This is a genomic window from Sphingomonas sp. SRI_018 (genome assembly GCF_057586275.1).
The window spans coordinates 1,488,116-1,512,970 of the sequence record NZ_JBYCZO010000001.1 but is presented as its reverse complement, the minus strand read 5'-3'; the positions used below and the strand labels follow the sequence as shown (position 1 = coordinate 1,512,970).

The window sequence follows — 24,855 nt, the reverse complement described above, 5'->3', positions numbered from 1 at the left end:
TCGCCGCCGTTCTCATCATGTTCCGGCGAGTATGCCGACACTGCGACTCACCCAGGAACAGGCCGCCAAGCTGGCACGATGGCTACGAACAGCCGGCGCAGCAATGCGATCTCGCGGGAAGGAGCTTGAGGATGCAGCAGCCGGCCACTCCATGGGCGAGGCCATCCGCAAGAACGCCGAAGTCGAATACGCCAGTGCAGATCACGCCGAACGGCTGGCGGATCGTCTCGATCCCGCCTTCCGCGAATCGCTGGAGCGGACAGGGCTCGGATAGGTTGTCGCGGGCGGTTGGAACACAGCCAGCGAGGCGCCGACCGCGATGAAGCGGTTGGAGCAGGCGGAATCCTATTTGGCAAGGTCCCCTCCTGATCCGCAGCCGCCGTTCACCGATGCGCTCGATCGTCACCGTCTCGCCGTCAGCAAGCTTGTCGATCACGCCGCCGATCACGCGTCTCGCGATCATGCCGGTGGGGACCTCCACAGCATCGCCATCACGCCAGTCTCTGCGCAGCTTGGCGAGGCTCGGGCCGATGTCGGTCATGCTGCCAGCCGCTTGCGCGACGCGCTCGGCTGATTGGCCAGCACCAGCGCCTGTGCCACTGGCGGGCAAACGCTGTTCCCGATCGCGCTGATCTGCTCGGCAATAGTGAGGGGCCGTTCTACCCACTTGCCCCGTAGAAACTTGCAGACGATCGGATCCAGCTTGTAGCTCGGCGGGAAGCCCTGAGCATTTGCCAGTTCGCGCGGCTTAAGCATTCGCAGACCGATATCGACTATGACATAGGTCTTGGCATCGATGGTGACCGTGACGACGGCGTAGCGCGCCAGGGTGGTCACCACGTCCATCGGCTTGTCAACTGCCTGGTGCTGACCGACCTCAGAGCCATAGTACTTCACGAGGAAAGCGGCGACCTTAACCGCGCGCTCCATCATCGCCGGCGGAAGCGCCCCCTCCTCGATCATTGTCGTTTCGACGATGCGCTGCTGCGCACCAGTCGTAGTGGCGGTCGAAAGCGGCCGCTGGGCAGAGCGGCCGGAGAGGTTCTTGTTGCGCGGTCCTCCGTTCGCCTGTTCGAGGTGCGCCGCGACCACGGCATGGTGCTGCCCGCCGGCACGCGCTGTACGCGTCGGCTGCTCCGGATCGCCGCCGGCAGCTGCTTTGTCGCTGCCATAGAAGCTCGACAGGAACGCAGTCACCGCGGCAGCCTGCGAACCCTTGGCGGTGACAGTTCCATAGGGTCTGCCGATGTCCAGCGCGCGCGGGTCCTGCCCCTCGCGTTCGCCGTTGCCCATCTTGACCATTGTGGCGCAGGCGATGCCGTTGGTGTCCTTCTTGGAGGCCGTGACAGTATGATGCGCCTTGTCGATCCGTCGATTGAGTCCGCCCTGCTGCCCATAAGTCGCGAACGGCGCGAGCTGAGCGCCGACCAGCCCCAGCGGCATCGCACCAGCTGGTCGCGTTGGTTCGCCATTCGCGGTAACGGTCGGCATCTCCTTATCGATCGGCGAGCCGACGCTACCGGTGCGAAACTTGGTGATATGCGGGGCGACCTCGACATCAACCGCCGCGATTTCGCCGCGATGGGCGCCGGTGATCGTGCGGAAGGGCTCCTCGCTATCATGAACCCGGACGCTACCCTGGTGCGTGACCGGCACGAGGAATGGCTTCGCCGCATTCACGACATAGCGCATCACGCCGTGGGCGATCCGCCGCTTCGTAGCATCTGCCAGCTCGCGCTTCCTATCGAAGATCGACGGGCAAGGGATGCTCCAATCGATGCACTCGGCCGCGGTGCGATAGGGCAGCAGCTTTCCCTTGAGGACCGCGATCGCATCGGGGGCGCCATGGGTCGGCCTCGGCCAAACGATCGGCAGGCCGTCACACCGCATGACCATGTACAGCCGCTTCCGGCTGGTCGGCGCGCCATAGTCGCAGGCCTTGAGGATGCGCCACTGCACCCGGTATCCGAGAGCGCGTATCGCGCGCACGAAGCGCTTGAACTCGCGCCCTTCCTGGCCTGGGATCGGGCGCCCATCATCATCGAGGGGCGCGGCGTATTCGAACTCCTCGACGTTCTCCAGATAGCCGCACGTCGGGCGCACGTCCTTGAGCCAGGAGATGACCTCCCAGCAAAGCGCGCGAATGCTGCGGTCCTTGACCGGGCCGCCCTTGGCCTTGCTGAATTCCTTGCAGTCGGGCGAGAACCAAGCGCCGGCAACATAACGGCCGCCCGTCGTCTGCTTCGGCAGGAACGGCATCCGAATGTCGGTGCAGTGATGCTTGGTATCTGGGTGGTTCGCCTTGTGGATCGCGAGCGCGGTCTCGCTGTGATTGATCGCGATATCGGGGTCGCGCCCAATGGCCCAGGCAATGCCAGTGCTCGCGCCGCCGCCGGCGAATCCGTCGATGAAGAGGCCATCTACCTCTATCGGCGTGAAGGCCAGCGCGCCCGCGGCGAGGAAGCCGGTAACTGCGCTCATGCCGCCTGCGCCTCCGCCGCAATGGCGGTGAATTCGTGCCCCCGACCTCGTAACGCATTGATTCCATTTGAAGCGGTTTCACCGCCAGTCCGGGCACGAGCCGTTGATTCTATGGAACTTTTTGGTTCCACGGCTGAAACACGGGTTCGATTCCCGTAGGGGTCACCAATAAAATCAATGACTTAGCGGTGCTGGCGATCGAACGAGGTATCGACCCGGCCGGGCCGGGAGCGCCGGAGACGATCCGCTAGGCTGTCGCGCGCTTCGAAGCAATCGCGAACACAACGTTCAAGACAACAGCTGGCCGTGTCGAGGACTGGCCGCAATCGTTTCGGCGCGAGGTCGCGCGCAACATCTCAGTCTTCGCGACGGAGCCGTCGAATTGGAGCTCGCAGAAGCGCCCGACAATCTCGATCGCCGATCTGGGCGAGGGCCACACCGCAAGCGCCTTCCCAACTACGTTCATGTCGCTCGGTTGCCGCAACAAGGTTTCCATCCCTTTCGTTCAAGGCAAGTTCTGCCGGGGCGGCTCCGGGGCGCTACGTTATTGCGGTGAGGACAAGCTTCAGCTGATTGTTTCGCGTCGCAACCCGGCTCTTCTCGGCGCCGCCGCCGCGCCGAGTGATTACCCGAGTGACCCGTCGAGCGATAATCATTGGCGTTTACGATCGTCCGTCGAGAGGCCACGACCGGCGCGCAAAAATGTCGTCGTACAGCTACATGGCACCGCTCGGGGCGGATAAGGCGCCGCGAAAAGGGGGCGTACTTCATTTTCCGGCCAAGCGTATGCCGCTCTTTCCCGAAGCGGCCCAGCAAGACCGACATCAACGCCGATGAAACGGTGGCCTGGTTCAAGAACGAGATGAAGTCGTTCACCGTCGCCGATCTTGAGGAGGTCGAAAAGCGAGGGCGGGATCTCCTTTCGCGCGTCATGCAGGAGACGACGAAGACGGGTTACCAGCGAGCGCTGGAAAGGCATCATCAAGCGAGCTGAGCTTTAGACACGAGAGCGACGGGCGCTCAGTGGTGCCCGCCACCCTCCAAAGATCGATGTGGAGCGGCCGCGGCGATTCACATCGATTTGCCGAGCAGCCTGGATTGCATCTCCGCGATTCCGATCGCTCGGATTGCCGCCTCCCGGTCGGGCGCGATCAGGACTCTCGCCAGATGGCCGAGCATCTGATCGGCAATGTCAAAGTTTTGTAGCATAGGAGCGTGCCGGTTGAGGATTGCCGGATCTCGGATCAGTTGAGAGCTTACGTCTTCAAGAAGGCGCCGAACGTAGGAGACTTCCCGCGCCAGTCGCTCGTCGAGGCCTTCCTGGACATACTCGCTGTTCCTGCTCGTCTCGGCGAGTTCAGCCAGAGGCGTGCCGATGCGCGCCGCGGTCTGGATCGCGTCGACTCTGGCTTGCCCGGCGGGCGTCGCCCCTCGCTTGCCGGCGATCCAATCCAGAACAAATATCCGCCCACGGAACTCCACGCCGCAGCGCGGGGCTGCAATCCATACCACTTTGGCCTCAACCTGCAGCTCTTGCCGCGTGAGGGTTATGATGGTCCCAACCGGGGGGAACGCAGGACCTTCCAGGAGAGCGCCCGTCTCCGACAAGTTTCGGATGCGGACGGTGCTTCTCGTTCCTCCTCCCTCAATCGAGGCAGCGAGAAACAATGCCGCCCGCGGCGCCCGTCGTTTATCCTCGCCGTCTGGTTGATGATCGTCCACGAAACTGTCTCCGACTCAGTATCTTGGAAGTCTGATTTCGCCTTCGCACATGTGCGATACAACGCCGGAATGTCATCGGCGTAGGCGAATGCAGGATGTTCGTCCCTCCTAAGGTCGAGGACGTGAGTTATGCGGATCTCGTGGTAATCGGTCGCGTCGAGAATTATGGAATCATTCGCGACGAAGCGTTCCGCAGGCGGATGCTGGCGTCACCCCATCTGTCTGCGGACCGGTGCAAGCTGTATGAGGACCCTAGAGGATGATCTTGAGGATGCGTCCGCCGGTTTTCCATTCCTGGCTGGCAAGGCTCAGGGCATCCTCGAACTCCTCGAAGATGATCTGCAGGATGCGATCGATCTCCTGCCGCTTCTGCTCCGGAAGATGGTCGAGCCCTGATTTCATCGATCCAACCTATCAGCCTCGGGCGACGAGGCCACCTCCTTCATCGCCTCGATCCTCCTGCATACCGCCGCTCGCAATTTGTTCGAGTTCGCCGATCCGCTCCTTGCATACAGTCTCCACCAAGCGCGCGAGTTCCTGCGCCTGATCGCCGAGCCAACGCAATTGCTCGCCCGTGATGCTGTAATGCTTTGAGTAGCGCGCCTTCACATATGCCTCCTTCAGCAAATTGAACGCGGCGCGTTGCCAATGCGTATCCTCGGGCCAGACATAGGAATCGGCGGTCGATCTTGGCCGCTTGGTCCCGCAGATATCCTACGTTATGGACATGAGGAGTATAAAGCGTCGTCACCAAAAGTGTGGTATGGTACAGTTGTTCGACGCATTGATGTGACTCGAATGCTGCCTTCTTGAATCCTTTCTTCCGCAAGTTCGCTACCTAATCATCGTAAAGCTCCCCGGCGTCGGGGTGCAATTTCTCGATACTCCCGTGCGAGCGCGAGCTCACGTTCCGGAGTCTTCGGTCGCGGCTTGGGGAACGGCTTGCCGTCATCCTGATACAAAAGCGATGCCATCACGTGCGACATCGACGAAGAAGTAGCGACCATCGGCGAGCGAGCTGTTGAAGTGCTGCCGCGAATGAACGATGATTTCGACAGGCAGCTTCACGACGTTGCGGATAAGAAGATCGACGAAATAGCTTGTCGGTTTTCCACCAGAAATCGCCATCAACGATGCGCTGGTGATTGACGATGATCAGGAGGTCGTAATCGGAGCGGTAGCCCGCCGCCGCGCCGGGAGAGAAGGATTGCGGGCACGGCGCTCACCCGGAATTGCTGGCTGGCGCCAGGAGAGGATTTCAAGAATGATGCCGCCGGCTGGTCAATCGGGGAGCCGCTATGTTCTATACAATCATCCTCGTCTTGATCGCCAATTTCATAGCCGCTGAACGCCCCATCCATGAGCAAGGCTCGACCGGATTACCGAATGAGATATCGACCGTCGTTCGAGCCTGCTCGGCGTGGTTTGCCAGCCGAACGTCCGGCTCCGATCCCGCGGTGCTGAAAACGTCCAGGGAATCCTTCTGCTTCGACGGTCTCATCGATTCGACTGGATCGGCTGCGCTGATTGCCGCCCTTAAACCTGTTCAGGCGGACAGGCCGGTATTGATCGTTGTCAGGTCGCAGGGCGGAGGAATCTCGGAGAGTCTGGACGTCTCCGACGCGCTCGCGGGCCGGGATGTGACAGTCGTGGTCCACACCCTCTGTGGCTCGGGCTGCGCGAACAGCATCTTCCTGCCCGCGCGAAGACGGATCATCCTCGATGACGCAGTTGTTGCCTTTCACGGCGGCGCATCCCTTACCCTTGCCGAGAAGTTCGAGAACGACAGGGAGAAATTCCTCGCTGCCAACCCCGGGGCGGATTTCGATCGATTGGCGCGGGAGTGGCGAAAGAAGCTCGAGAGGGACGTCGCCCGTCAGAATGCGATGCTGCGGAACGCGGGTGTCGACAGCGATTTCTTCGCCTGGTTCGACCGCATGGCCGACCAGCCCATTTCGAGTCAGAGCCCGGATTGCGCCGCCAACCCTGAAGCAGAGGCGATCGTCTTTTCGGAGAGTTTCCTTAGCAGGAGGGGGGTCCTGATCTCCTACAATGGCGGGCCTCGAACTGCTGAAGATCTCCGTCGGCTCAACGCGATGCGCGGCTGGGGACGCCGTTCCTGCTTTTGGCAGTGATCAAGGAGGCCAGAGTAAGTTCTGCGCGGGAACAAGTTTTCCTCCATGCCGCCTCCGCCGCGGAAGAGACATTCGGACTGCCCGCGCCGATGCAAGGAGGGTTTCCTCCCTGGGTGACTACCAAAGGCTGCACCATCATAGCGCCGAGCGGGAGCCGGATCGCTCAAGCCGGGCCGAACTCGGCCGCAATCAATCGAGCAGCGCCGGCGTTTCGTCAAAGTGGACTGCTGCGCCATCGTCACCGGGGGAGAGTCAGAGATAGGGTCGACGATATTAGTCGAGTTTCGCCACACCTAACGCCCGACCGACTTGTTCGGCGCGATCGACTATCGGGCTGAGATCGCGCCGCCTCAGCTTCGGCACATTGCGATGCTCGACAGGTCCTTGGTCGGATCGACGACGGTCTTCGCCAATTTGCGCTCGGAATAGCGATCGACGAGCTGGTCGGCGTGCGGGCTGAGCAGCACGGTGAACGCACCAGCTCCTCCATCACGTCGACGATGCGATCATAATAGCTCGACGGCTTCATGCGGCCGTTCTCGTCGAACTCCTGGAACGCCTTTGCGACACTCGACCGGTTGGGGATGGAACATCCGCATCCACCGCGCGAGCAGCCGCTCTCGACGATCAATAGGTCGCCCGCAGCGAGATGCCGAAGCGGCGGTCGTTGAGCTGATACTGCAGCGGCGCGGCCGGCGTACCGATGTAGAGCACATTCATCCGGTTGTTGAGGTTCACCGCGTCGACCGACACCGCGACATGCTTGGTGATGTCGAAGCTCAGCGACGCATCCAGCGAAGCATAGGGCCTGGCATATTGCGGAATGCCGTTGGCGCCGCTGCCGGTCGTCTGGTCGAGGTAGCTCGAGCGCCAGCTCCAGGCGACGCGCGCGGTGACCGGGCCCTTCTCGTACAGGCCGATGACGTTGTAGCTGTGCTTCGACAGCTTCTCGAGCGGCACCTGCTCGGGGATGTTCGATCCCGGCGTCGCGAACGGATTGGTGACGCTGCTGTCGACATAGGTGTAGTTGGCCTGGAGACCGAGGCCGCTCAGCACGCCGGGCAGGAAGTCGAAGAACTGCTGATAGCCGATCTCGGCGCCCTTCACCTCGCCGTCGCCCGAGTTGACCGTCGTGTTCACGTCATAGGCGATGCCATTGAAGGTCCGGACGACGGTGCCGCTGGCCAGGAACCCCTTCACCTTCTTGTAGAACAGGCCTGCGGTGAGCGATCCGCTAGGAGCGAAATACCACTCCGCCGTCACGTCGAAATTGTCCGATTCGATCGGCTTCAGATAGGGATTGCCCGAGCTCGCGCTCGGCCGGCCGGTGATCGGGCTGGTCTGATTGGGCGGGTTGAGCGTGACGTTGGTCGAAAGCTGGTCGAAATTCGGGCGCGCCAGCCCCTTCGAGTAGGCGAAGCGCATCTGGAAGCTGTCGGTGAGCCGCGCACGCGCGTTGAAGCTCGGCAGAGCCCGCGTGTAGCTGTTGTCCACCGCGATCGGGGCGAGCGTGCCGTCTGAGTTGAACTGGGTGCCGATCGACGTCGCCTCGGTCTTCACCAGCCGCACGCCGGCGCCGCCGTCGAAGCGGATGCCGCCGAGCTCGAAGGCATAATCGGCGACGCCCCAGGCGGTATACGTCTTCTCGGTCTGGCTGTTGAGGTCGTTGGGTCGGAAATAGTCCTGGGTCTGCGCGCCGAGCAGCGCATAGAGCGCCTTGGTCTGCTCCCACACGCCGTCGCCCTTGGGGAACGCCGGATAGAGCAGGCCGCCCGGAACGGTCTTGCCGTCGAACCAGTTCTTCGACGGTCCCGGCATCGACAGCTCCGGATTCTGCGTCAGCGGCACGAGCGGGGTTCCGGCCGGCGCCGAGCAGCTCGGATCGGCGCCGAGCGACGTCACGCAGACGCCGTGCCACGTCCCGCGCAGGTCGACGCTGCTGTCGGCATAACGCAGGCCGCCGCGCAGCTTGGACAGGAAGCCGCCGCCGACGTCATATTCCACGTCATAAGCGAACGCGAGCGTATCGGCGTCGTTCCGCTGGAGCGCGTCGGCGATATACGGCGTGGTGTAGTTGGCCGGATTGGTGAGCACCGCCGGGTCGCGCACGTTCCAACGCGGATATTTGCCGGTCAGGTCGAAATCGACGATGCTCGGATGCGGCGCGGTGAGACCCGTCTGCCCCGAATGGCTGTAGAGCGACAGCACGTGCCCGTTGCGGTCCGCATTATAGTAGGACTTCAGATACTGGGCATCGACGTTGATCTTGATCCGGTCGGTCGCCTGCCACGCCAGGTTCAGCGTGTAGTTCTGGCTCGCGCTCCACAGCTGCTGGTCGTAGCGGCCGGTCTCGAACGTCTGGTGCTGCAGCGAGCCCTTGGTCGCATAGCCCTCGTCATTGAACTCGAAGGCCGCGCCCGGGAGAGGATCGGTCCCGTAGCTGATGATGTTGCCCTGCGCGTCCTTGACGTTCGTGCGGTTGTTGTAGTCGTAATAATAGGCGCCGGTGCGGTTGAACCAGTATTTGTTGCCCTGGTACTGCGCGGTCACGAGCAGGTTGTCGCTTGCCTGCCATTGCAGTGCGGCCGCCATGCCGAAGCGCTTGCGGTCGCCCTTGTCGTCGTAGATCTCGAAGCCATAGGGGACCTGCGCGTTGGCCGGCGCCCCCGCGATCGATCCGGGCTCGACCTCAGCGAACGGACCGGCGAGCAGACCGTCCTGGCGATACTGGCTCTTGCTGTAGACCGCGTTCACCAGGATGCCGATCTCGCCGATCCCGGTCTCGAAGCGGTTGCTGTAGAGGCCCGAGATGCTGCCGCCGAACTTGTCGACGCGGTCGTAATAGTTGCCCCGCACGGTGACGCTCATGACCTGGCCGGGCGAATCGAACGGTTTGCGCGTGCGCAGGTTCACCGCGCCGCCGACGCCGCCCTCGATGATGTTGGCGGGGGCATTCTTGTAGACGTCGATGCCGGCCAGCAGTTCCGGCGGGACGCCCTCAAGGTCGAAGGCGCGGCCGCCCGAAGCTGAATAGACCGCCCGCCCGTCAAGGAAATTCTGCACCTGGGTCAGGCCGCGAACCGTGATCGCAGGCTGAGTGCGGTGGTCGAAGTCGGTGGCGCCTTCGCCGTAGCGGCGCTGGATCTGCACGCCGGTGATGCGCTGCAGCGCCTCGGTGGTGTTGGCGTCGGGGAGCTTGCCGATGTCCTGTGCCTGGACCGAATCGACGATCTGGTCGGCGTTGCGCTTGATCGCCTGCGCCGAACTGAGGCTCGCCCGGACGCCGGTGACGACGATATCGCCGGTCGGTTCCGCGGCGCCGGGCGCACCGCTCTGGTCCTGCGCGAGCACCGGCTGCGCGACGGCGATCCCCAACGCGGCAACGGACGCACCGAGCAGATAACGAACGCAAACCACTTTCATCGGGCAGCCTCCTCCTTGGTACGCGTCAGCCGTGGACACATATGTCTTATTTGTCCGACTTTATCGCAGGAATTATTGTCCGACAAAAGATTTCAAATCAGGTTCGGATAGTCGCCTGATCGCGCGGCAGGAACGGCCGAACGCGAACGATGCATCAGCGGCGGCGGAGGAGGAAGGTCGCGATCGAGCGCGGCGGCGCGCGCAATGCTTCACCGGCGGCGATCCGCTCCGCGCGGCGGCCGGCATCGGTGACGATCGTCTCGGCACTCCAGTTGCCCGACAGGGCCGCATCGAGCCGGCGCGGTGAAAGTCCGCCGTTGACGTGGATCAGCACCAGCGTCCGCCCGTCGGGTGAGAGCGCGCCGGCGGTGTCGGGATCGTCGATCGCGACCAGCCGGTATCCCGGCCGGATATAGCGGCTGAACTGCGCCATCGCCCAATATTTCCGCGTGACGTAGAGCATATGAGACCCCGTGGCGGGCGCGCCGAGGTCCGCCTTGACGAGGCCCCAATTGCTTCCCGGCTTGCCGTCGCGTGCGCTCAAGGTCTCGACCGCCTGCCAGAACACCCAGGCCCCGGGCTCCAGCCGCTTTAGATCCTCGACGATGTGCTCGGCGAGGGCGAGCGCCGAGGCGATCCCGTCGAAGTCCTCCGGGTCCTTGGGCAGCGGCGTGTCGTTCTCGCTCATCCACAGCCGGATGCCGGAGGTGCGGGCGATATCGCGCACAGCGGTCTGGTGGACGGAGCCGTAGCTGTGGACGTTGAGCTGCCCGATCCGCGCGCGTGTCGCCGGCGGATAGGCCGCCCAATCCTCGACGAACAGATGTGAATTGGTCTCGTCCGGGGCGGCGATGCGCGTGGCGAGGCGGCGCGCCTTCAGCGCCGCGTCCGCAGCATCGATCATCTTAGCCTGGCGCTCCGGGCTCCAGTGGGTGCCCTCCTGCGTGTTAGCGGCGTACCAATAGTCGGTGTTGGGCTCGTTGAACGGCGAGAGCGTACGGAAGGCGATGCCGTGCCGGCGCTGCAATTCGTCGACGACGCGCGCCAGATAGGCGGCGAACGCCCTCTCCTGACCGGGGCGCAGATTGTCGTCGGTCGCCTTCTCCGCGCCCGAGACGCGGCCGCTCACCGTCATAAACCAGGGCGGCGAGTTGGAGAAGGCCTCGAAGATTGGCGCCTTCACCCGTTCGCGGACCGCGTCGAGCCACCAGCGCTGGTTGGCGTCCTGCGACCAGTCCCACATCGCCGGATGGTCGGGCCGCCACCAATCCTTGCCGCTCCCGCTCGCCGACTGACGCCAGAAGCCGGGCACCGCGGCGCCGACGCGCAGATAGGGCGGCGTCGCCGCCGCATTGCCGCCGCCGATATTGTAGCGCGCGATCGTCCAGCCGAGCCCGTCCGGGCCATAGAAGAGGTCGGCGAGCCGGGCGCGGTCGGCCTCCGGCCAGCCGCCGGTCACATGGGCGAACCAGGCAAGCGCGGTGCCCCAGCCCTCGAACTCGGTTCCGGGCCGTTCGACCGCGGGCCGGATCGTAATCACGACCTCCGCCTCGACCGTCGGGGGAGGCTGCTGCGCCGCGGCCGGGAGCGGGAGCATCAGCGCGGCAAGCAGTGCCGGCGGGATCATGCCGGCTGCGGCACGCGTGCGCCACACACCCCAAGCCTCGCTTTCCCGGTGTTCGACAGCGTGCCCGCGCTCATCCGGCAGCTCACCCCTTGCTGGTTTCTGAACTCGGCGACGGTAGGCACGTTTATCCCCCAAGGAAACACCAATGCTGGTTCCGAAAGGTGCGATGCAGGGTTGAGCAGTGCGCCGGCGCCTCCGTACAGAAAGGGGCGCCTCAGCAGGCCGCTCTCGGCGCTTCGAAAAGCTGGAGGACGAGCAAGGCGACCACCGCGATTCCACCGCCGGTGATCGCGAAGGCGGCGGCATAGCCCGAGGTGGTGGCGAGAGCTCCGAGGACGAAGCCGCCCATTCCGAGTCCGGCGTCATAGGCGGCATTCCACAGAGCGCTCGCGCCATCGGCCTGGCCCGCAGGGGTACGATCAAGCAGTTGTGCGAGGCTCGCCGTCTGTACGATACCGAATGCGACACCGCTGAGCGTCATGCCGGCGAGCACTGCGGTGCTGCCTTCGAAGGCGAGCACCACAATCGCGCCTACCGCAAGGGCGAGGCCGATCGTCATCGCCCCTTGTGGGCCGTGGCGATCGACCGGCCGTCCCGACGCGCAGCGGGCGACCGCCGAGCCCAGCCCCTGCAGCAGCAGGGCAAGCACGATTGTGCCGGTGCCTATCTCCTTGTGCGCCAGCGGCAGGAAAGTGATGGTGGCACCGATGACGATCGCGCTCAGCGCGATCGCGACCGCTGGCCAGGCCGCGCCGCGCAACTGCGGCAGGCGGTGTGAGTGAGGCGCTTGTTCGGGCTGATTGCCATGGCGGGGCAGCGCGACGAGGCAGGCAAGACCAGGCAGGGTCACTGCGGCCGCGACCACGCCGATCGCGCCGGGTCCGAGTTGCGCCAGCACCCAGGGGCCGAGCGGTACGCACAGGATCGCGGGGATTGCCGAGGCCAGCCCGTAGACGCCCATGGCTTCTGCGCGCCGGGTCGGCGGCGCGAGCGCCGCAGCGAGACCGCATGCCGCCACTAGCAGGACGCCAAGCCCGAGCCCCCGTGCCGCGCAGCTCAGCAGTACCAGCACCAGGCTCTCCGAGAAGCTTGCCGGGGCGGGAACCGCCAGTACTAGCAATGCCACCATCATCGCAGTCTTGCGGTCGAGCCGGGAAATGATGCGGGGGGCGTAGAGCTCTCCCGCGATCGTCGTCGCCATGAGCACGCTCGTCGCCAGCCCTGCTGCGAAGTCGCCGTCGAGGGTGGCACTATGTGCGGGAACGGCCGAAAGCAGCAGATAGAAGCCGCTCATCGCCGCCAGCATCAGACCGGACAATGCAAGCATGGATCGTGTGAGAAGGGGTTCTGCACGGCCGGCTGGAACCGGTGCCTCCAGGGGGATCGTCGCCATTTTCCTCTCCAGCGTGACTGTGGAGGTCGTGTTTATCGTGCTACTGGATCTGCAAACATGACCAGTGTAGATTGAGAATCATTGACCAGTTTAACGCCTGACCTACCACTGGTGCTCGACCGCGGTGCAGCCGAGAGCCTCGGATCGCAGCTCCGGCGGCGCCTGCTCGAGGCAATCCGCTCGGGTGCGCTCCGCAGCGGCGTTCGCCTTCCCTCGACGCGCGCGCTCGCCGCACAGCTGGGTATTTCTCGCCCGCTCGTCGTCGACGCCTATGCCCAGCTCGCCGCTGAGGGCTATCTTGCTCTTCGGCAGGGGGCCCGGCCGGTGGTGATTGCCGACGGCAGCGGTGCGCCCATAACAGAGCCTCCGCCGCCATCGACGGGTGATCCCATCCGTTTCGATCACCGGCCTGCAATGCCCGATGTCACTCTGTTCCCGCGCAAGGCATGGGTTCGCGCGATCCGGACGGTGCTCCGCGACCTTTCGGCAAACGACCTTGGTTATGGCGACCTGCGCGGCAGCCCGCTCCTACGCCGCGCGCTGGCGGACTATCTCGGACGGGTGCGTGGTGTGATCGCCGATCCGTCGCGTATCTTCATCACCAGCGGATTTGCTGAGGCGCGCGCGCTGGTTTGTGCGGCGTTCCACGCGCGCGGCATTCGCCGTCTCGCGGTCGAGGATCCGAGCTACAGCGACTGGATCGCCGTGGACAAGGCCGGCCTCTCCCGCATCCCGGTGCCGGTCGACCCGCAGGGGATGCAGGTCGAGGCGCTGGCGAGCTCGGACGCCGAGGCGGCTTTCGTCACGCCGGCGCATCAGTTTCCGATCGGCGGCGTTCTCAGCGCCGGCCGACGCCAGTATCTCGTTCGATGGCTGCGCGATCGGGATGCGCTGGCACTCGAGGATGATTACGACGCCGAGTTCCGATACGATCAGGCGCCGGTCGGCGCACTTCAGGGACTGGCACCGGATCGGATCGTCTATGCCGGCACCGCCAGCAAGACCCTGGCGCCGGCCTTGCGTCTCGGATGGCTCGTCGTCCCGCCCGGCTTCGTCGGCCTGATGAATACGGAGCTGCGCCGCTGGAGCGAAGGCCCTCCGCGTATCGACCAGGATGCGCTTGCGGATCTGATCGTTTCGGGCGGCTATGACCGCCATTTGCGCAGGATGCGGCGTCTATACCGCGATCGCCGCAATCACCTGCTGTCGCGGCTCGAGGATGCCTTGCCCGGGCTCGAAGTGGAAGGCGCGGCCGCCGGTCTGCACGTCACGGTGCGGCTGCCGGAGAAGATCGACGCGAACGGAGAGACGGCGATCCTCGCGGCATTGCTGCGCCGAGGCCTCGCGGCCGAAGGACTCCGACGCTACAGCGACACCGCAGCCGGTCCACGCAGACTGTTTCTCGGCTATGGTCGAATATCGGAGAGCGGCATCGATCACAGCATCCGGATACTGAGCGAGGTTATCCTGGGCGGTCGAGGGCATAGCAGATAACCGCTGATGGCATTTACTCTCGAGCGGGAGAGCTGATTTGCGCCGTTATATTGCCGTTCGGACCGAGTACCGTTCTAAGCGCTCGAACCGATCTCCGGCAGGCCCTTGAACGCCTTGCGGAGTGCCTCGCCCCAATGCTGTGAGATGGCCAGGAAGCGCGGATCGTCGGCCTCGATCCGCTCCCGCGTGTCGAACGCCAGGCTGTCCCGGCGCATCACGGCCAGGTCGAGCGGCATCCCGACCGACAGGTTCGAGCGCAATGTCGAATCCATCGATACGCAGGCCGCCTTCACCACCTCGTCGAGCGGCATCTCGATTGAGAGAACGCGATCGAGGATCGGCTTGCCGTACTTGTGCTCGCCGATCTGGAAATAGGGGGTATCCTCGGTCGCCTCGACGAAATTGCCCGCCGAATAGACCATGAACAGGCGGTGCTGCCCGCCCTTGCACTGGCCGGCGACGAGGATCGTCGCGTCGGCGCCCGAGCCCTCCGCCTGGATCGAGCTGCGATAGCGGTCCTGCAGTCCCTGCATCGCCTCGCCGACCAGTTCCGCGACGCGGTACATGCTGTCGGCATTGAGGATCGTCTCGACCGAGGCGTCCTCGCCCGATTTCTCGATCGCCGTGTTGATCCGGTTGATGACGCCCTGGGTGATCGAGAGATTGCCGGAGGTCATCATGCCGATCGCGCGCTCGTCCGCGGCCTCCCAGATGAACATCTTGGAGAATCGCGAGATGTTGTCGACGCCGGCATTGGTCCGCGTGTCCGACAGCAGCACGAGCCCCTCGGCGACCCGCACCGCGACGCAATAGGTCATGTGATGTGGGGCCCCCGGCTCATTGCTGCTGTTGCTGCTGGATCGCTGCGATGTCGCCCTCGCCGCGAGCGATGCGGACATCGGCGGAGACGGTGCCCGGCCCGCCGCCGGTCACGATCCCGCGTACGGGCGCGGCATCGCGGGCGTCAAGCCCCGTGCACAGCCGGACGTAGCGCTCGGTCGGGCAGATGCCGTTCGTCACGTCGAACCCGATCCATCCGAGGTTCTCGACGAACGCTTCGGTCCAGGCGTGCGTCTCGAACTGCTGGTCCGTTTCGTCGCCGGCCAGGAGATAGCCCGCGACATATCGTGCCGGCACTCCCCGGATCCGCGCCGCGGCGATGAAGATATGCGCGTGATCCTGGCACACGCCGCCACCACCGGCGAGTGCGGCAGCGGCCGATGTCCCGCTGTCGGTGATGCCGCCGCGATAGGGCAGTGCGTCCCTTACGCGGGCGCTCAGCGCGTGGAGGCCGGCGAGCACGTCCGCCCCTTGGCTCAAGCCGTCGCCGAGCGCGGTGATCGCCCCATCCGCCGCCGTCAACGGCGTGTCGCGGAGGAAGATCGCCGGCGGGCACGCATGGCGCAGCCCCTGGACGATGCCGGCCTTGTCCTCGGTCTCGATGCAGCCATGGGCGACGATCTCCAGCTGGTCGCGGTGTCCCGGGCTCAGCCACTGCGCGAAACGCTCGCCATAGCCGCCGACGATCGAGGGCGCGATCTCCTCGCCGTCGACCTCGACATGCCAGTCCGTAACCCGCTGGCCCTCGAAGCTCTGCGGAAACAGCTTGAGCCGCAGCGCCAGGCCGGCCGCGCCTTCGGGATAGCGCATATGGGTCAGGTGGCGGACGACGAGCAGCATGTCAGGCGAAGTGATAGGCCTGCGCGATCTCGCGCGACAGCCGGTTGGTGACGGCGAGGGCGGTCTGGACGAACTCGTGCAGACCGCCCTCGAAAATCTCGCCGCTCTCGCGGCCGTGCAGTTCGGACAGCATGGTCGCGGCGGTTTCATGCGCCTCGCTGCGCCGACCATGCGCGCGTGCGAGCCGTTCGAGATGCCATCCGATCTGGCCGAAGCAGAACGACACCGACCGCGGGAATTGCGGATTGAGGAACAACAGGTCCGCGATCCGCCAGGGGGTATAGTCGCCGCCGCCATAGACATGATGATAGGCGCGCGCCGCCGACAGGGCGTGCAGGACCGACGTCCACTGATAATGATCGCGCACGCCGCCGACGACGGCGGTCTCAGGCAGCAGCACATAATATTTCACGTCGAGCAGCCGGAGCGTCATCTCCGCGCGCTCGAGCGCGCCGCCGATGCGCAGGAAATCATGGCCTTCGTTGCGCAGCTGCCCCGTCTCGACCGCGCCGCGGAACGTGGACGCCCGGGTCTTCACCCAATCGATCAGCTCGGCGAGATCGCGGCGGGCCCGCGCGAGATCGTAATGCTCCAGCCGCCGCCAGTCCTCGTTGAGCGCCTCCCACATGTCCTGCGTGAGCGCGGTGCGTACGGCGCGGCCGTTGTTGCGGGCGCGCTGGAGGCAGGCGCGGATCGACGACGGGTTGCCCTCGTCGAGCAGCAGCAGATGGACGATGTCCGCCTCCGCCACCGGGCGATCGCCCTCGATCAGGCCGTCGCATCCGGTCACGCGCAGCACCGAGCGCCATTCCTCGCGGTGAATCGGTCCCGGCAGGATCGCCATGCGCTGCCCCATCTGGATCAGCCGCGCCGTGCTTTCCGCCCGCTCGATGTAGCGGGCCATCCAGAAGATGTTCTCGGCGGTGCGGCTCAGCATGTCAGTCGTCCAGCACCCAGGTGTCCTTGACGCCGCCGCCCTGTGACGAATTGACGACGAGCGACCCCTCGGTCAGCGCCACGCGCGTCAGCCCGCCCGGGGCGAGGCGCATCCGCTTGCCGACCAGGCAATAGGGCCGGAAGTCGACATGACGTCCGACGATCTCCCTCGTGCCCAGCACCGGGGCGGTCGAAAGGTCCAGCGTCGGCTGGGCGATGAAGTCGGCGGGGGCGGCCCGGATCCGCTCGGCATAGGCGGCGATCTCCGCCCGGGTCGCCTTCGGGCCGATCAACATGCCGTAGCCGCCCGAGCCGTGCACCTCCTTGGCGACCAGCTCGTGGAGATGCTCGATCACATAGGCGCATTCGTCGGGCAACGCGCACCGCCAGGTCGGCACGTTCTGCAGGATCGGCGTTTCCGACAGGTAGAAGCGGATCATCTCCGGCACGAACAGATAGATCGCCTTGTCGTCGGCAATGCCCGCGCCGGGTGCCGAGCACAGGGTGACGCCGCCCGCGCGATAGGCGCCGAACAGGCCGGCCACGCCGAGCATGGAATCGGGCCGGAAGGTGAGGGGATCGATGAAGTCGTCGTCGATCCGCCGATAGATCACGTCGACGCGCTTCGGACCGTGGGTGGTCTTCATCCACACCTTGTCGTCGTCGACATAGAGGTCCATCGGCTCGACCAGCTCGACGCCCATCAGGTCGGCGAGGAAGCTGTGCTCGTAATAGGCCGAGTTGAACGAGCCCGGTGTCAGCACCACCACCGTCGGATCGCTGCCGGCGCCCGCCGGCGCCACTTCCTTGAGCGTTGCGAGCAGGTCGTTGGGGTAGGAGTCGACCGGCGCCACGCGGGTCGACGCGAACAGCTCGGGGAACATGCGCTGCATGATCTCGCGATTCTCGAGCATGTAGCTGACGCCGGAGGGCGTGCGGCAATTGTCCTCCAGCACCTGGAAGCCGTCCTCGGCCGTGCGGATGATGTCGATGCCGACGATATGGCTGTAGACACGTCCCGGTGGATCGAAGCCGATCATTTCCGGCTCGAACGCGCGATTCCGATACACGAGCTCGCCCGGCACGACTCCCGCGCGGATGATCTCGCCGCGGTGATAGACGTCGTACAGGAACGCGTTGAGCGCCCGCGCCCGCTGCCGGATACCGCGATCAAGAACGCGCCATTCCGCAGCCGAGAAAACCCGCGGCAGCAGGTCGAACGGAATCAGCCGCTCCGGGTCGCCGCCTTCTCCATAAACCGCGAAGGTGATGCCGATGCGCCGGAAGATCGTCTCGGCCTCTTTAAGGCGCAATTGGAGCCCGTCGATGCCGACCTCGTCGACCCAGCGCTGGACCTGAGCGTAGCAGGACCGCACCGCACCCGACCGATCGGTCATCTCGAAAAAGCCCATCCGCCCTCCGTCGCCGCACCGCAATGATGCGCTGCACAACGGAATACGCAAGAGCTAATTGGTGCCCTTCTCTCAACCTTCGAGATCGGACGCTCAGGCCTCCGCTGATGGATCCGAAAGTTTGGTCACAGGCGACTTCGTGCCCTCACAGCGATCCGGCGCCCGGTTCGCCTGCCGGAAGTTCAGTCGGTCGCGGTGATCGGGCAGCGCAATCGGGCGATCTGCGCTATGTGACCTCGGACGCATCGGGCAATCTTGCGCTCTCCGATTTCGGGCCGCGCGCGCTGGCCCAGCTCGACCGGCAGATGAGCGTCGACCGGCGCGAGATGCGCCAAGGCATCGCCACCGCGATCGGCACCGCGCCGATCCCCTCCCAGCTCGGAGCGATACCATACGAAGATATCCAATGGTGCTCCCGATGGCACCACGTTCAATGAAGAAAATCTCTATTTGTTTATCAATGTCATACGGTGCCTCCTGTAGGGAGCACTACCTTGAAATGCCGCGGTTTCTCGGCGGCCGATTGGGACATCGCAATGATCGGCGGCGAGTTTCCATCGATTACTGGCGGACATGAAGCAGCCCGGTCCCTTCGCCCCGCGCAAAAGCGATGCCTAGCGATAGGCTCTCGGCGATGCGCGCGGCCTTTTCCTGCATGGCCGCGGCCGCGCGCGGCGGCATCATCTGCTCGGTCGTTTCACGCCAGAGCGTGAGCCAGCGGTCGAACGAGGCGGCCGAGATCCTCTCGCCGTGCCTGGCGTGAACCGGCAGCGGGCGGCCCTTGTAGCGGCCGCTCGACAGCATCACTGACGACCAGAATGCCTGGAGCTTTTCGAGGTGCTCCGGCCAATCCTCGATCGCGTCGTTGAACACCGGACCGATCAGCGGGTCCTGGCGCACGCGATCGTAGAAACGCTCGACCAGCGCCTTCAACCGCTCTTCGGTGATGTCGTCGGTTTCCAGGGAAAATTCTTCGCTCACAGACACATGGTAGGGTGGGGCGCGAAGAATTTCCACCGCTGGAGCGGTTTCGGCTGCGATGGCGCGTTCGGGAGCGGCGCGTCCTCGCCGCGCCGCTCCAATCGGCAAGCTGGCTACCAGCGGAAGCTGACGCCGCCCCGCACGCCTGCCTGCCAATAGTCGCTTCCGAGCCGTCCCTGACCTTCGGCGAAGAGCATCGAGCCGTTGCCGAGGCGCAGGCTGACGCCAGCGGAGCCCTCCGCCACCGTGCGCGGGCTGTTGGCTTCGAGGCTGTCGAACCCGACGAGCACACCGCGGTCGCGCTTGAGGTCGTAGGACACGCCCAAGGTCACGGCGGGCGTCAGCACCATGTTCCCCATCGGCATGTCGCTCGATGCGCGTACCGCGAGCCGACCGCGGTAGCGGTCGTTCCGGTTGGCCTGCGCCCGCAGGCCGTCCGCGCCCAAGAAGCCGTCAACGTCGCTGGAGAGGTAGGTGAAGCGCGCCTTGGGCTCGATCCGCCAGCCGCCCGCCTGCAGGATGTAGCCGACCTCCAGCGACCCGGCGAGACTGTTCCCGTCGTATTTGGCGATGCGCGCCGCCGGGATTTTGAGGTCGAAATCGAATATGCCCATCTGGGTCACGAAGTCGACGTACCAGCCGCCCGATTGATCGGCCTTCTCGAACCAGGTGGCGTAGAGGCCGAAGGCATAGCCGTCGATGTCGAGGTCGGAACGGGCGCTGCGCAAGCGCGGATGCCAGTCGCCGCGGACCAGCCCCGCCGATCCGCCGATCATCAGCATGTCGCCGCCGGACGAAGGTTCGGCGACGCCGAAGCCGATCTGGGCGATGCCGGTGCGCTGGCGATAGCCGACGCGATAGCCCTGGCCGTCGAGCTGGCTGCGGCTTCCTTCGATCCGCATCCAGCCGCTGAGGCCGTGGCTGGAGATCAGCGCCTGGCCTTCGCGTTCGCGGATGTGCGGGAGCAGCATGTCGGTGATCCCGAGCACCGCCTCCGGCGCGACGGTGGCGCCGGCCGCGGACGGCGTGAGCGCGGCGAGGGGGGCTCCGTCCTCCTCGTCGAAGCGCGGCGCCAGCCGGACCTCGCCGCCGTTTTGGGCCAGCTCGTACCGCCACGGGCCGATCGCGGCATAACCGAACGGCTCGTTGAGGGTGAAGGTGGCGTTGGAGCCGCCCGTCGCCGTGATGATCGTCGCGCCGGAGCCTTCCTGGGGCGGCGAGGTGATCGGGCCGCCAATATTGTTGATCGCGGTATCGACCGTGCCGCCGAGCGTGCCTTCGACTGTCACCGTGTCGGCGGTGCCGCCGGTGGCGCTGATGTCTGCATCGACCAGGAGGGTGCCGTTGCCGGTCACGTTGCCGACGACGGTCAGGCTGTCGCCCGCGCCGCCGCCGGTGAGGTCGATGGTGCCGTTGTTGACGAGGCCCTGGCCGGTATCGATCACCGCGGCGCCGCCGCCTCCGGCGATGACGCCCTGATTGGTGAGCGTGCCGTCGACGGTGACCACCGCATCGCTGTCGGTCACGTCGATCGTGTCGATGTTGGTGAGGTTGCCGCCGACGTCGAGCGTGTTGCCGGGGCCGTTGAGATCGATGGTGCCGTCGTTGACGACATTGCCGCCGACGGTGATGGCGGCCCCGCCGTCCGAGACGATTAGGTCGCCGCCGTTGGTGAGGTTGCCGCCGACGTCGATGGTCCCGCCTCCGCCGATATCGGTGGTGCCGCGATTGTCGAGATTGCCGCCGATGTCGATGGTGACGGGCGCCTCGGTCTTGATCTCGTCGGTGTTCACGACGCCGTTGGTGACGTCGATCGTGCCGCCGCCAGCGAGATCAACGGTGCCGCTGTTGTCGAGCGAGCCCGCCGCGATGTCGACCGGCGTCTCCGAGGTGATCGTACCGCTGTTCTCGATTGCGCCGTCGACGGCGAGGCTGCCGCCGCTCGGGTCGATCGTGCCGCTGTTGTTGAGGTCGCCGCCGATGTCGATCACGGTCGGGGCGTCGGCGGTGATGTCCGCTGTGTTCACGACGTCGTCCGTGACGGTGATCGTGCCGCCGCCCGGATCGATCGTGCCGCTGTTGTCGAGATTGCCGTCCACGACCACGTCGACCGGCGCCTCGCTCACGACCTCGCCGGCGTTGGCGAGGTCGCCGCCGACATGCACTTCGCCGCCGGCGTCCGGGCCGCCCGTCACGCTCGACGTCTCGTCGATCGTGACGTTGCCGTCGCCGAAATCAGCGCCACCGGGCGTGATGGCGATGTGGGTGTTCTGGGTGAGGTTGGTCTGCTCCCAGTTGGTGAGGATCGGCAGGCTCGCCGATACGCCCTGGAAGGTCAGCACGTCGACCCAGCCGTCGGCAGCGCTCGTATCGTCGCCACCGTCGAGCAGGGTCAGCTGCGAGAGGTCCGCCCCGCCCGTGACCAGCGCGGTGTCGCTGCCGATGCCGCCGTTGAAGCCGCCGAGCGTCCCGCCGGTCCAGCTGAAGGCGTCGTCGCCGTCGCCCGCGTCGATCATGCCCACGCTGCCGGTGCCCGACAGCGCGATGCTGTCGTTGCCGGCGCCGGCGTTGATGCCGGCCGTCGAGCCGCCTGAGACGGTGTAGGTGTCGACGCCGTCGCCGGTGGTAATGGTGCCGACGATCGTGCCGCCGGTCATATTGATGACATTGGCGCCGCGCCCGAAGTCGACTCGGCCGCCGATCGTGCCGCCGGAGAGATTGAGTGTGTCGTTCTGGAAGCTCGCCGTCAGGTCGCCGTCAATCTGTCCGCCCGACATGGTGACGACGTTATTGGCGATGTTCATGTCGACGAAGCCGATCCGCCCGCCGGTGATCGTCACGAAGTCGCCGTCCTCCAGGCCGTTGACGATCCGTCCGCCCGAGATGGTGGCGGTGTCGAGGCCGCCGCCCTGGAAGACCTCGTTGATCTCGCCGCCCGACACGGTCAGCACGTCCTCGCCGTCGCCCTGGATCACCGATCCCTGGATCTGGCCCGAGGCGACGTTCACCGTATCGACGCCCGCGCCGAAGGTGACGTTGCCCGTGATCGTACCCGTATCGCCTGCGGGCAGCGTCAGCGTGTTGTTGCCCGCCAGGTCCGTGACGGTGCCGACGGTGCCTCCGGAGACGGTATATTGATCGTTGCCGTCGCCTCCGTTGATGGCCGTGAGTGTGCCGCCGGAGATGGTCGCCGTGTCGGCACCTGCGCCGAGCGAGACCGTGGCAACGTCGCCGCCCGATTGGGTGTAGGTGTCGATCCCCTCGCCGAGGCTGGCGGTGCCGGTGATCTGGCCGCTGGCGACGTTGATGCTGTCGGTGCCTGCGCCGAAGGTCACGTCGGTGATCGAGCCGGTACCGCCCGCCGGCATGGTCAGGCTGTTGTTGCCGGCAAGATCGGTGATATCGGCAACGGTGCCGCCGGAAACGGTATAGGCGTCATCGCCGTCGCCGCCGTCGAGCGTCGTCACCGCGCCGCCGGAGACCGTCAGCGCATCATTGCCGAGCCCGCCGAGGACATTGGTGACCGCACCGCCGCTGACGGTGAGCTGGTCGTCGCCGTCGTCGCCGCCGAGGCTGGCGAGCGTACCGCCAGAGACCGTCGCGACGTCTGCCCTCGCGCCGAGCGAGACCGTCGCGACGGTGCCGCCCGACTGGGCGTAGGTATCGATGCCGTCACCGAGGCTGGCGGTGCCGGTGATCTGGCCGCCGCCGACGTCGATGCTGTCGGTGCCCGCGCCGAAGGTGACGTCGGCGATCGTGCCAGTACCGCCTGCCGGCATGGTCAGCGTGCTGTTGCCGAGAAGGTCGGTGATCGCCGACACGCTGCCGCCCGTCACGGTATAGGCATCGTTGCCGTCGCCGCCGTCGAGCGTCGCTACCGTGCCGCCCGAGACTGTCAGCGCATCGTTGCCCGCGCCGCCGAGCGCGGTGGTGATCGTGCCGCCGCTGATGGTGATGGCGTCGTCGTCCGCGCCGCCGTCCACCGTGGTCACCGTGCCGCCGGAGACGGTGATGGCGTCCGCCCCGGCCTCGCCGTTGAGGAAGCCGGCGCTTCCGGTGCCGGAGAGGCCGATCACGTCGTTGCCCGCACCGGCATTGACCCCGGCGGTCGAACCGCCGCTGATCGTATAGGTGTCGATGCCGTCGCCGGTGTTGATCGTGCCGGCGATCGCGCCGCCGGTCATGTTGATGACGTTGGCGCCGCGCCCGAAGTTGACGCTCCCGCCGATCGTGCCGCCCGAGAGGTTGAGCGTGTCATTCTGGAAGCTGGCGCTGAGGTCGCCGTCGATCTGACCGCCCGACATGGTGACGACGTTGTTGGCGATGTTCATGTCGACGAAGCCGATCCGTCCGCCGGTGATCGTCACGAAATCGCCGTCGCTGAGCCCGTTGATGATGCGCCCGCCGGAGATGTTCGCCTGGTCGAGATCGCCGCCCTGGAAGACCTCGTTGATGGTGCCGCCGGACAGGTTCAGCGTGTCGATGCCATTGCCCTGGCTGACCGTGCCCTGGATCTCGCCGCCGGCCATGGTGATGGTATCGCGGCCATCGCCGAAGCCGACATTGCCCGTGATCACGCCCGTGCTGCCCGCGGGCAGCGTCAGCGTGTTGTTGCCGACCGCGTCGGTGACGCTCGCGACCGTGCCGCCGGTGATGGTGAACTGGTCGTTGCCAACGCCGCCGTTGAGCGCGCCCGCGCTGCCGCCGGAGACGGTGATCTGGTCCGCGCCGTCGCCGCCGGAGACTCCCGCGGTCGAGCCGGACTGCACGGCAATCACGTCGTCGCCGGCGTCACCGGTCAGCGTCCCGTTCACCGTCGCGCCGTCGAGCGTGATGCTGTCGTTGCCGTCGTTGCCGCTCACCGATCCGGTGACGGTGCCGCCGCTCAGCGAAATCGTGTCGGCATCGCTCACGCCGGTGCCCGGGAAGAAGGTCTGGCCTTCCCCGGCGATGTTGCCGTTCACCGTGCCGCCGGTCATGGTGATGACATCGGCGCCCTGGCTGCCCGAGACGCGGCCGTTGAGCACGACCGTCCCGCCGATGTTGATCGTGTCGTTGCCGCGCTCGCCGACGATCGCTTCGGTGCCGTCGCCAGCCGATCCGGCGCTCAGGTTGAAGATGTCATCGCTGGTGGAGCCGGAATCCTCGCCGCCGAACAAGGTGCCGTTCACCGTGGCGCCGGTCAGGTTGAACGTGTCGTTCCCGGTGAAGCCGGTGATCGAGCCGTTGAGCGTTCCGCCCTGGAGGTTGATCGTGTCGTCGCCCGCCTGAAGGCTGCCCGGCGGCGTCGAAGGATTGGGCGCCGCCGCGGTGCAGGTGATCACGTCGCTGCCCGCCGTCGGTGCCGGCGTGCAGTCCGCCCGGGCCTGGGCGGAAGACAGCGCAATGGCCGTCAGGCTGGCGCTCGCGAGCCAGAGCGAAGAGGCAAGCCTCGGACGCAAGAGAGCGGGATACAGGCGGGTGCGCATGGATGCTCCTCCTCAAAGCACCAAGTTCACCCCCCCTTTTTGGCTAGGTTATGATTTCGGATTGCGCAGGACGCAACAAATAATTCTAGGAAGTTGACCGGCT

The 24,855-nt window shown here is 65.6% G+C and carries 19 protein-coding genes and 1 pseudogene; 4 read left to right on the top strand and 16 right to left on the bottom strand.

Going from position 1 to position 24,855, the window contains the following annotated elements:
- Positions 1-82: 82 nt before the first annotated feature.
- Both AC2YHA_RS06860 and AC2YHA_RS06855 read right to left on the bottom strand, forming a co-directional pair.
- On the bottom strand, positions 83-541 hold the full coding sequence (locus AC2YHA_RS06860; protein WP_487400876.1) for a hypothetical protein: 459 nt from the start codon (positions 539-541) through the stop codon (positions 83-85).
- A complete protein-coding gene (locus tag AC2YHA_RS06855) occupies positions 538-2,481 on the bottom strand; it encodes a DNA cytosine methyltransferase (protein WP_487400875.1) in 1,944 nt (647 codons plus the stop codon). Before AC2YHA_RS06855 ends, AC2YHA_RS06860 begins: the two co-directional genes overlap by 4 nt.
- A gap of 655 nt (positions 2,482-3,136) precedes the next feature.
- On the opposite strand from AC2YHA_RS06855, the gene AC2YHA_RS06850 reads away from it, so the two are divergent.
- Positions 3,137-3,475 (top strand): hypothetical protein, encoded by a 339-nt coding sequence (locus tag AC2YHA_RS06850; RefSeq protein WP_487400874.1) that lies wholly within the window; start codon positions 3,137-3,139, stop codon positions 3,473-3,475.
- Between the two features lie 77 nt (positions 3,476-3,552).
- Here the strand turns inward: AC2YHA_RS06850 and AC2YHA_RS06845 are convergent, their stop codons facing one another.
- From AC2YHA_RS06845 to AC2YHA_RS06830, 4 genes are all read right to left on the bottom strand, one after another.
- The gene (locus AC2YHA_RS06845) at positions 3,553-4,203 is read right to left on the bottom strand and encodes a PilZ domain-containing protein (RefSeq protein WP_233786238.1); all 651 of its coding nucleotides are present in this window, start codon (positions 4,201-4,203) and stop codon (positions 3,553-3,555) included.
- Positions 4,204-4,455: 252 nt separating this feature from the next.
- On the bottom strand, positions 4,456-4,605 hold the full coding sequence (locus AC2YHA_RS06840) for a hypothetical protein (protein WP_233786240.1): 150 nt from the start codon (positions 4,603-4,605) through the stop codon (positions 4,456-4,458).
- Positions 4,606-4,617: 12 nt separating this feature from the next.
- Positions 4,618-4,812, bottom strand: a complete 195-nt coding sequence (locus AC2YHA_RS06835; RefSeq protein WP_487400873.1) for a hypothetical protein — start codon at positions 4,810-4,812, stop codon at positions 4,618-4,620.
- 339 nt (positions 4,813-5,151) lie between these two features.
- Positions 5,152-5,331 (bottom strand): hypothetical protein, encoded by a 180-nt coding sequence (locus AC2YHA_RS06830; RefSeq protein WP_487400872.1) that lies wholly within the window; start codon positions 5,329-5,331, stop codon positions 5,152-5,154.
- 170 nt (positions 5,332-5,501) lie between these two features.
- Here AC2YHA_RS06830 and AC2YHA_RS06825 point away from each other — a divergent pair, with 170 nt between their 5' ends.
- Entirely contained in the window at positions 5,502-6,338 is an 837-nt protein-coding gene (locus AC2YHA_RS06825; RefSeq protein WP_487400871.1) for a hypothetical protein, read from the top strand.
- A gap of 350 nt (positions 6,339-6,688) precedes the next feature.
- On the opposite strand, the pseudogene AC2YHA_RS06820 reads toward AC2YHA_RS06825, so the two are convergent.
- The 4 genes and pseudogenes from AC2YHA_RS06820 to AC2YHA_RS06805 all read right to left on the bottom strand — a co-directional run.
- Positions 6,689-6,955: pseudogene (locus AC2YHA_RS06820) on the bottom strand (arsenical resistance protein ArsH); the annotation flags it as partial.
- A gap of 10 nt (positions 6,956-6,965) precedes the next feature.
- Positions 6,966-9,761: a TonB-dependent receptor gene (locus tag AC2YHA_RS06815; protein ID WP_487400870.1), complete on the bottom strand. Its 2,796-nt coding sequence runs from the start codon at positions 9,759-9,761 to the stop codon at positions 6,966-6,968.
- A gap of 154 nt (positions 9,762-9,915) precedes the next feature.
- The gene (locus AC2YHA_RS06810) at positions 9,916-11,415 is read right to left on the bottom strand and encodes a glycoside hydrolase family 30 protein (protein ID WP_487400869.1); all 1,500 of its coding nucleotides are present in this window, start codon (positions 11,413-11,415) and stop codon (positions 9,916-9,918) included.
- Positions 11,416-11,602: 187 nt separating this feature from the next.
- Positions 11,603-12,781, bottom strand: a complete 1,179-nt coding sequence (locus AC2YHA_RS06805) for an MFS transporter (protein WP_487400868.1) — start codon at positions 12,779-12,781, stop codon at positions 11,603-11,605.
- Between the two features lie 81 nt (positions 12,782-12,862).
- Between AC2YHA_RS06805 and pdxR the strand changes: the two genes are divergently transcribed.
- Positions 12,863-14,275 (top strand): MocR-like pyridoxine biosynthesis transcription factor PdxR, encoded by a 1,413-nt coding sequence (gene pdxR / locus AC2YHA_RS06800; protein WP_487400867.1) that lies wholly within the window; start codon positions 12,863-12,865, stop codon positions 14,273-14,275.
- 74 nt (positions 14,276-14,349) lie between these two features.
- On the opposite strand, the gene AC2YHA_RS06795 is transcribed toward pdxR, so the two are convergent.
- The 4 genes from AC2YHA_RS06795 to AC2YHA_RS06780 are packed head-to-tail and all read right to left on the bottom strand — an operon-like array spanning position 14,350 to position 18,303.
- A complete protein-coding gene (locus AC2YHA_RS06795) occupies positions 14,350-15,093 on the bottom strand; it encodes a proteasome-type protease (protein ID WP_233786256.1) in 744 nt (247 codons plus the stop codon).
- Between the two features lie 19 nt (positions 15,094-15,112).
- Positions 15,113-15,955: a transglutaminase domain-containing protein gene (locus AC2YHA_RS06790; protein ID WP_487400866.1), complete on the bottom strand. Its 843-nt coding sequence runs from the start codon at positions 15,953-15,955 to the stop codon at positions 15,113-15,115.
- A gap of 1 nt (position 15,956) precedes the next feature.
- On the bottom strand, positions 15,957-16,892 hold the full coding sequence (locus tag AC2YHA_RS06785; protein ID WP_487400865.1) for an alpha-E domain-containing protein: 936 nt from the start codon (positions 16,890-16,892) through the stop codon (positions 15,957-15,959).
- A gap of 1 nt (position 16,893) precedes the next feature.
- The gene (locus tag AC2YHA_RS06780) at positions 16,894-18,303 is read right to left on the bottom strand and encodes a circularly permuted type 2 ATP-grasp protein (protein ID WP_487400864.1); all 1,410 of its coding nucleotides are present in this window, start codon (positions 18,301-18,303) and stop codon (positions 16,894-16,896) included.
- A gap of 107 nt (positions 18,304-18,410) precedes the next feature.
- Between AC2YHA_RS06780 and AC2YHA_RS06775 the strand changes: the two genes are divergently transcribed.
- Positions 18,411-18,740 (top strand): hypothetical protein, encoded by a 330-nt coding sequence (locus AC2YHA_RS06775; protein ID WP_233786261.1) that lies wholly within the window; start codon positions 18,411-18,413, stop codon positions 18,738-18,740.
- 124 nt (positions 18,741-18,864) lie between these two features.
- Here AC2YHA_RS06775 and AC2YHA_RS06770 read toward each other — a convergent pair whose 3' ends face one another.
- Together AC2YHA_RS06770 and AC2YHA_RS06765 are read right to left on the bottom strand one after the other, a co-directional pair.
- Positions 18,865-19,266, bottom strand: coding sequence for a group III truncated hemoglobin (locus AC2YHA_RS06770; RefSeq protein ID WP_487401717.1), 402 nt, complete (start codon positions 19,264-19,266; stop codon positions 18,865-18,867).
- Between the two features lie 131 nt (positions 19,267-19,397).
- Positions 19,398-24,752: an autotransporter outer membrane beta-barrel domain-containing protein gene (locus tag AC2YHA_RS06765; protein WP_487400863.1), complete on the bottom strand. Its 5,355-nt coding sequence runs from the start codon at positions 24,750-24,752 to the stop codon at positions 19,398-19,400.
- Positions 24,753-24,855: the final 103 nt, after the last annotated feature.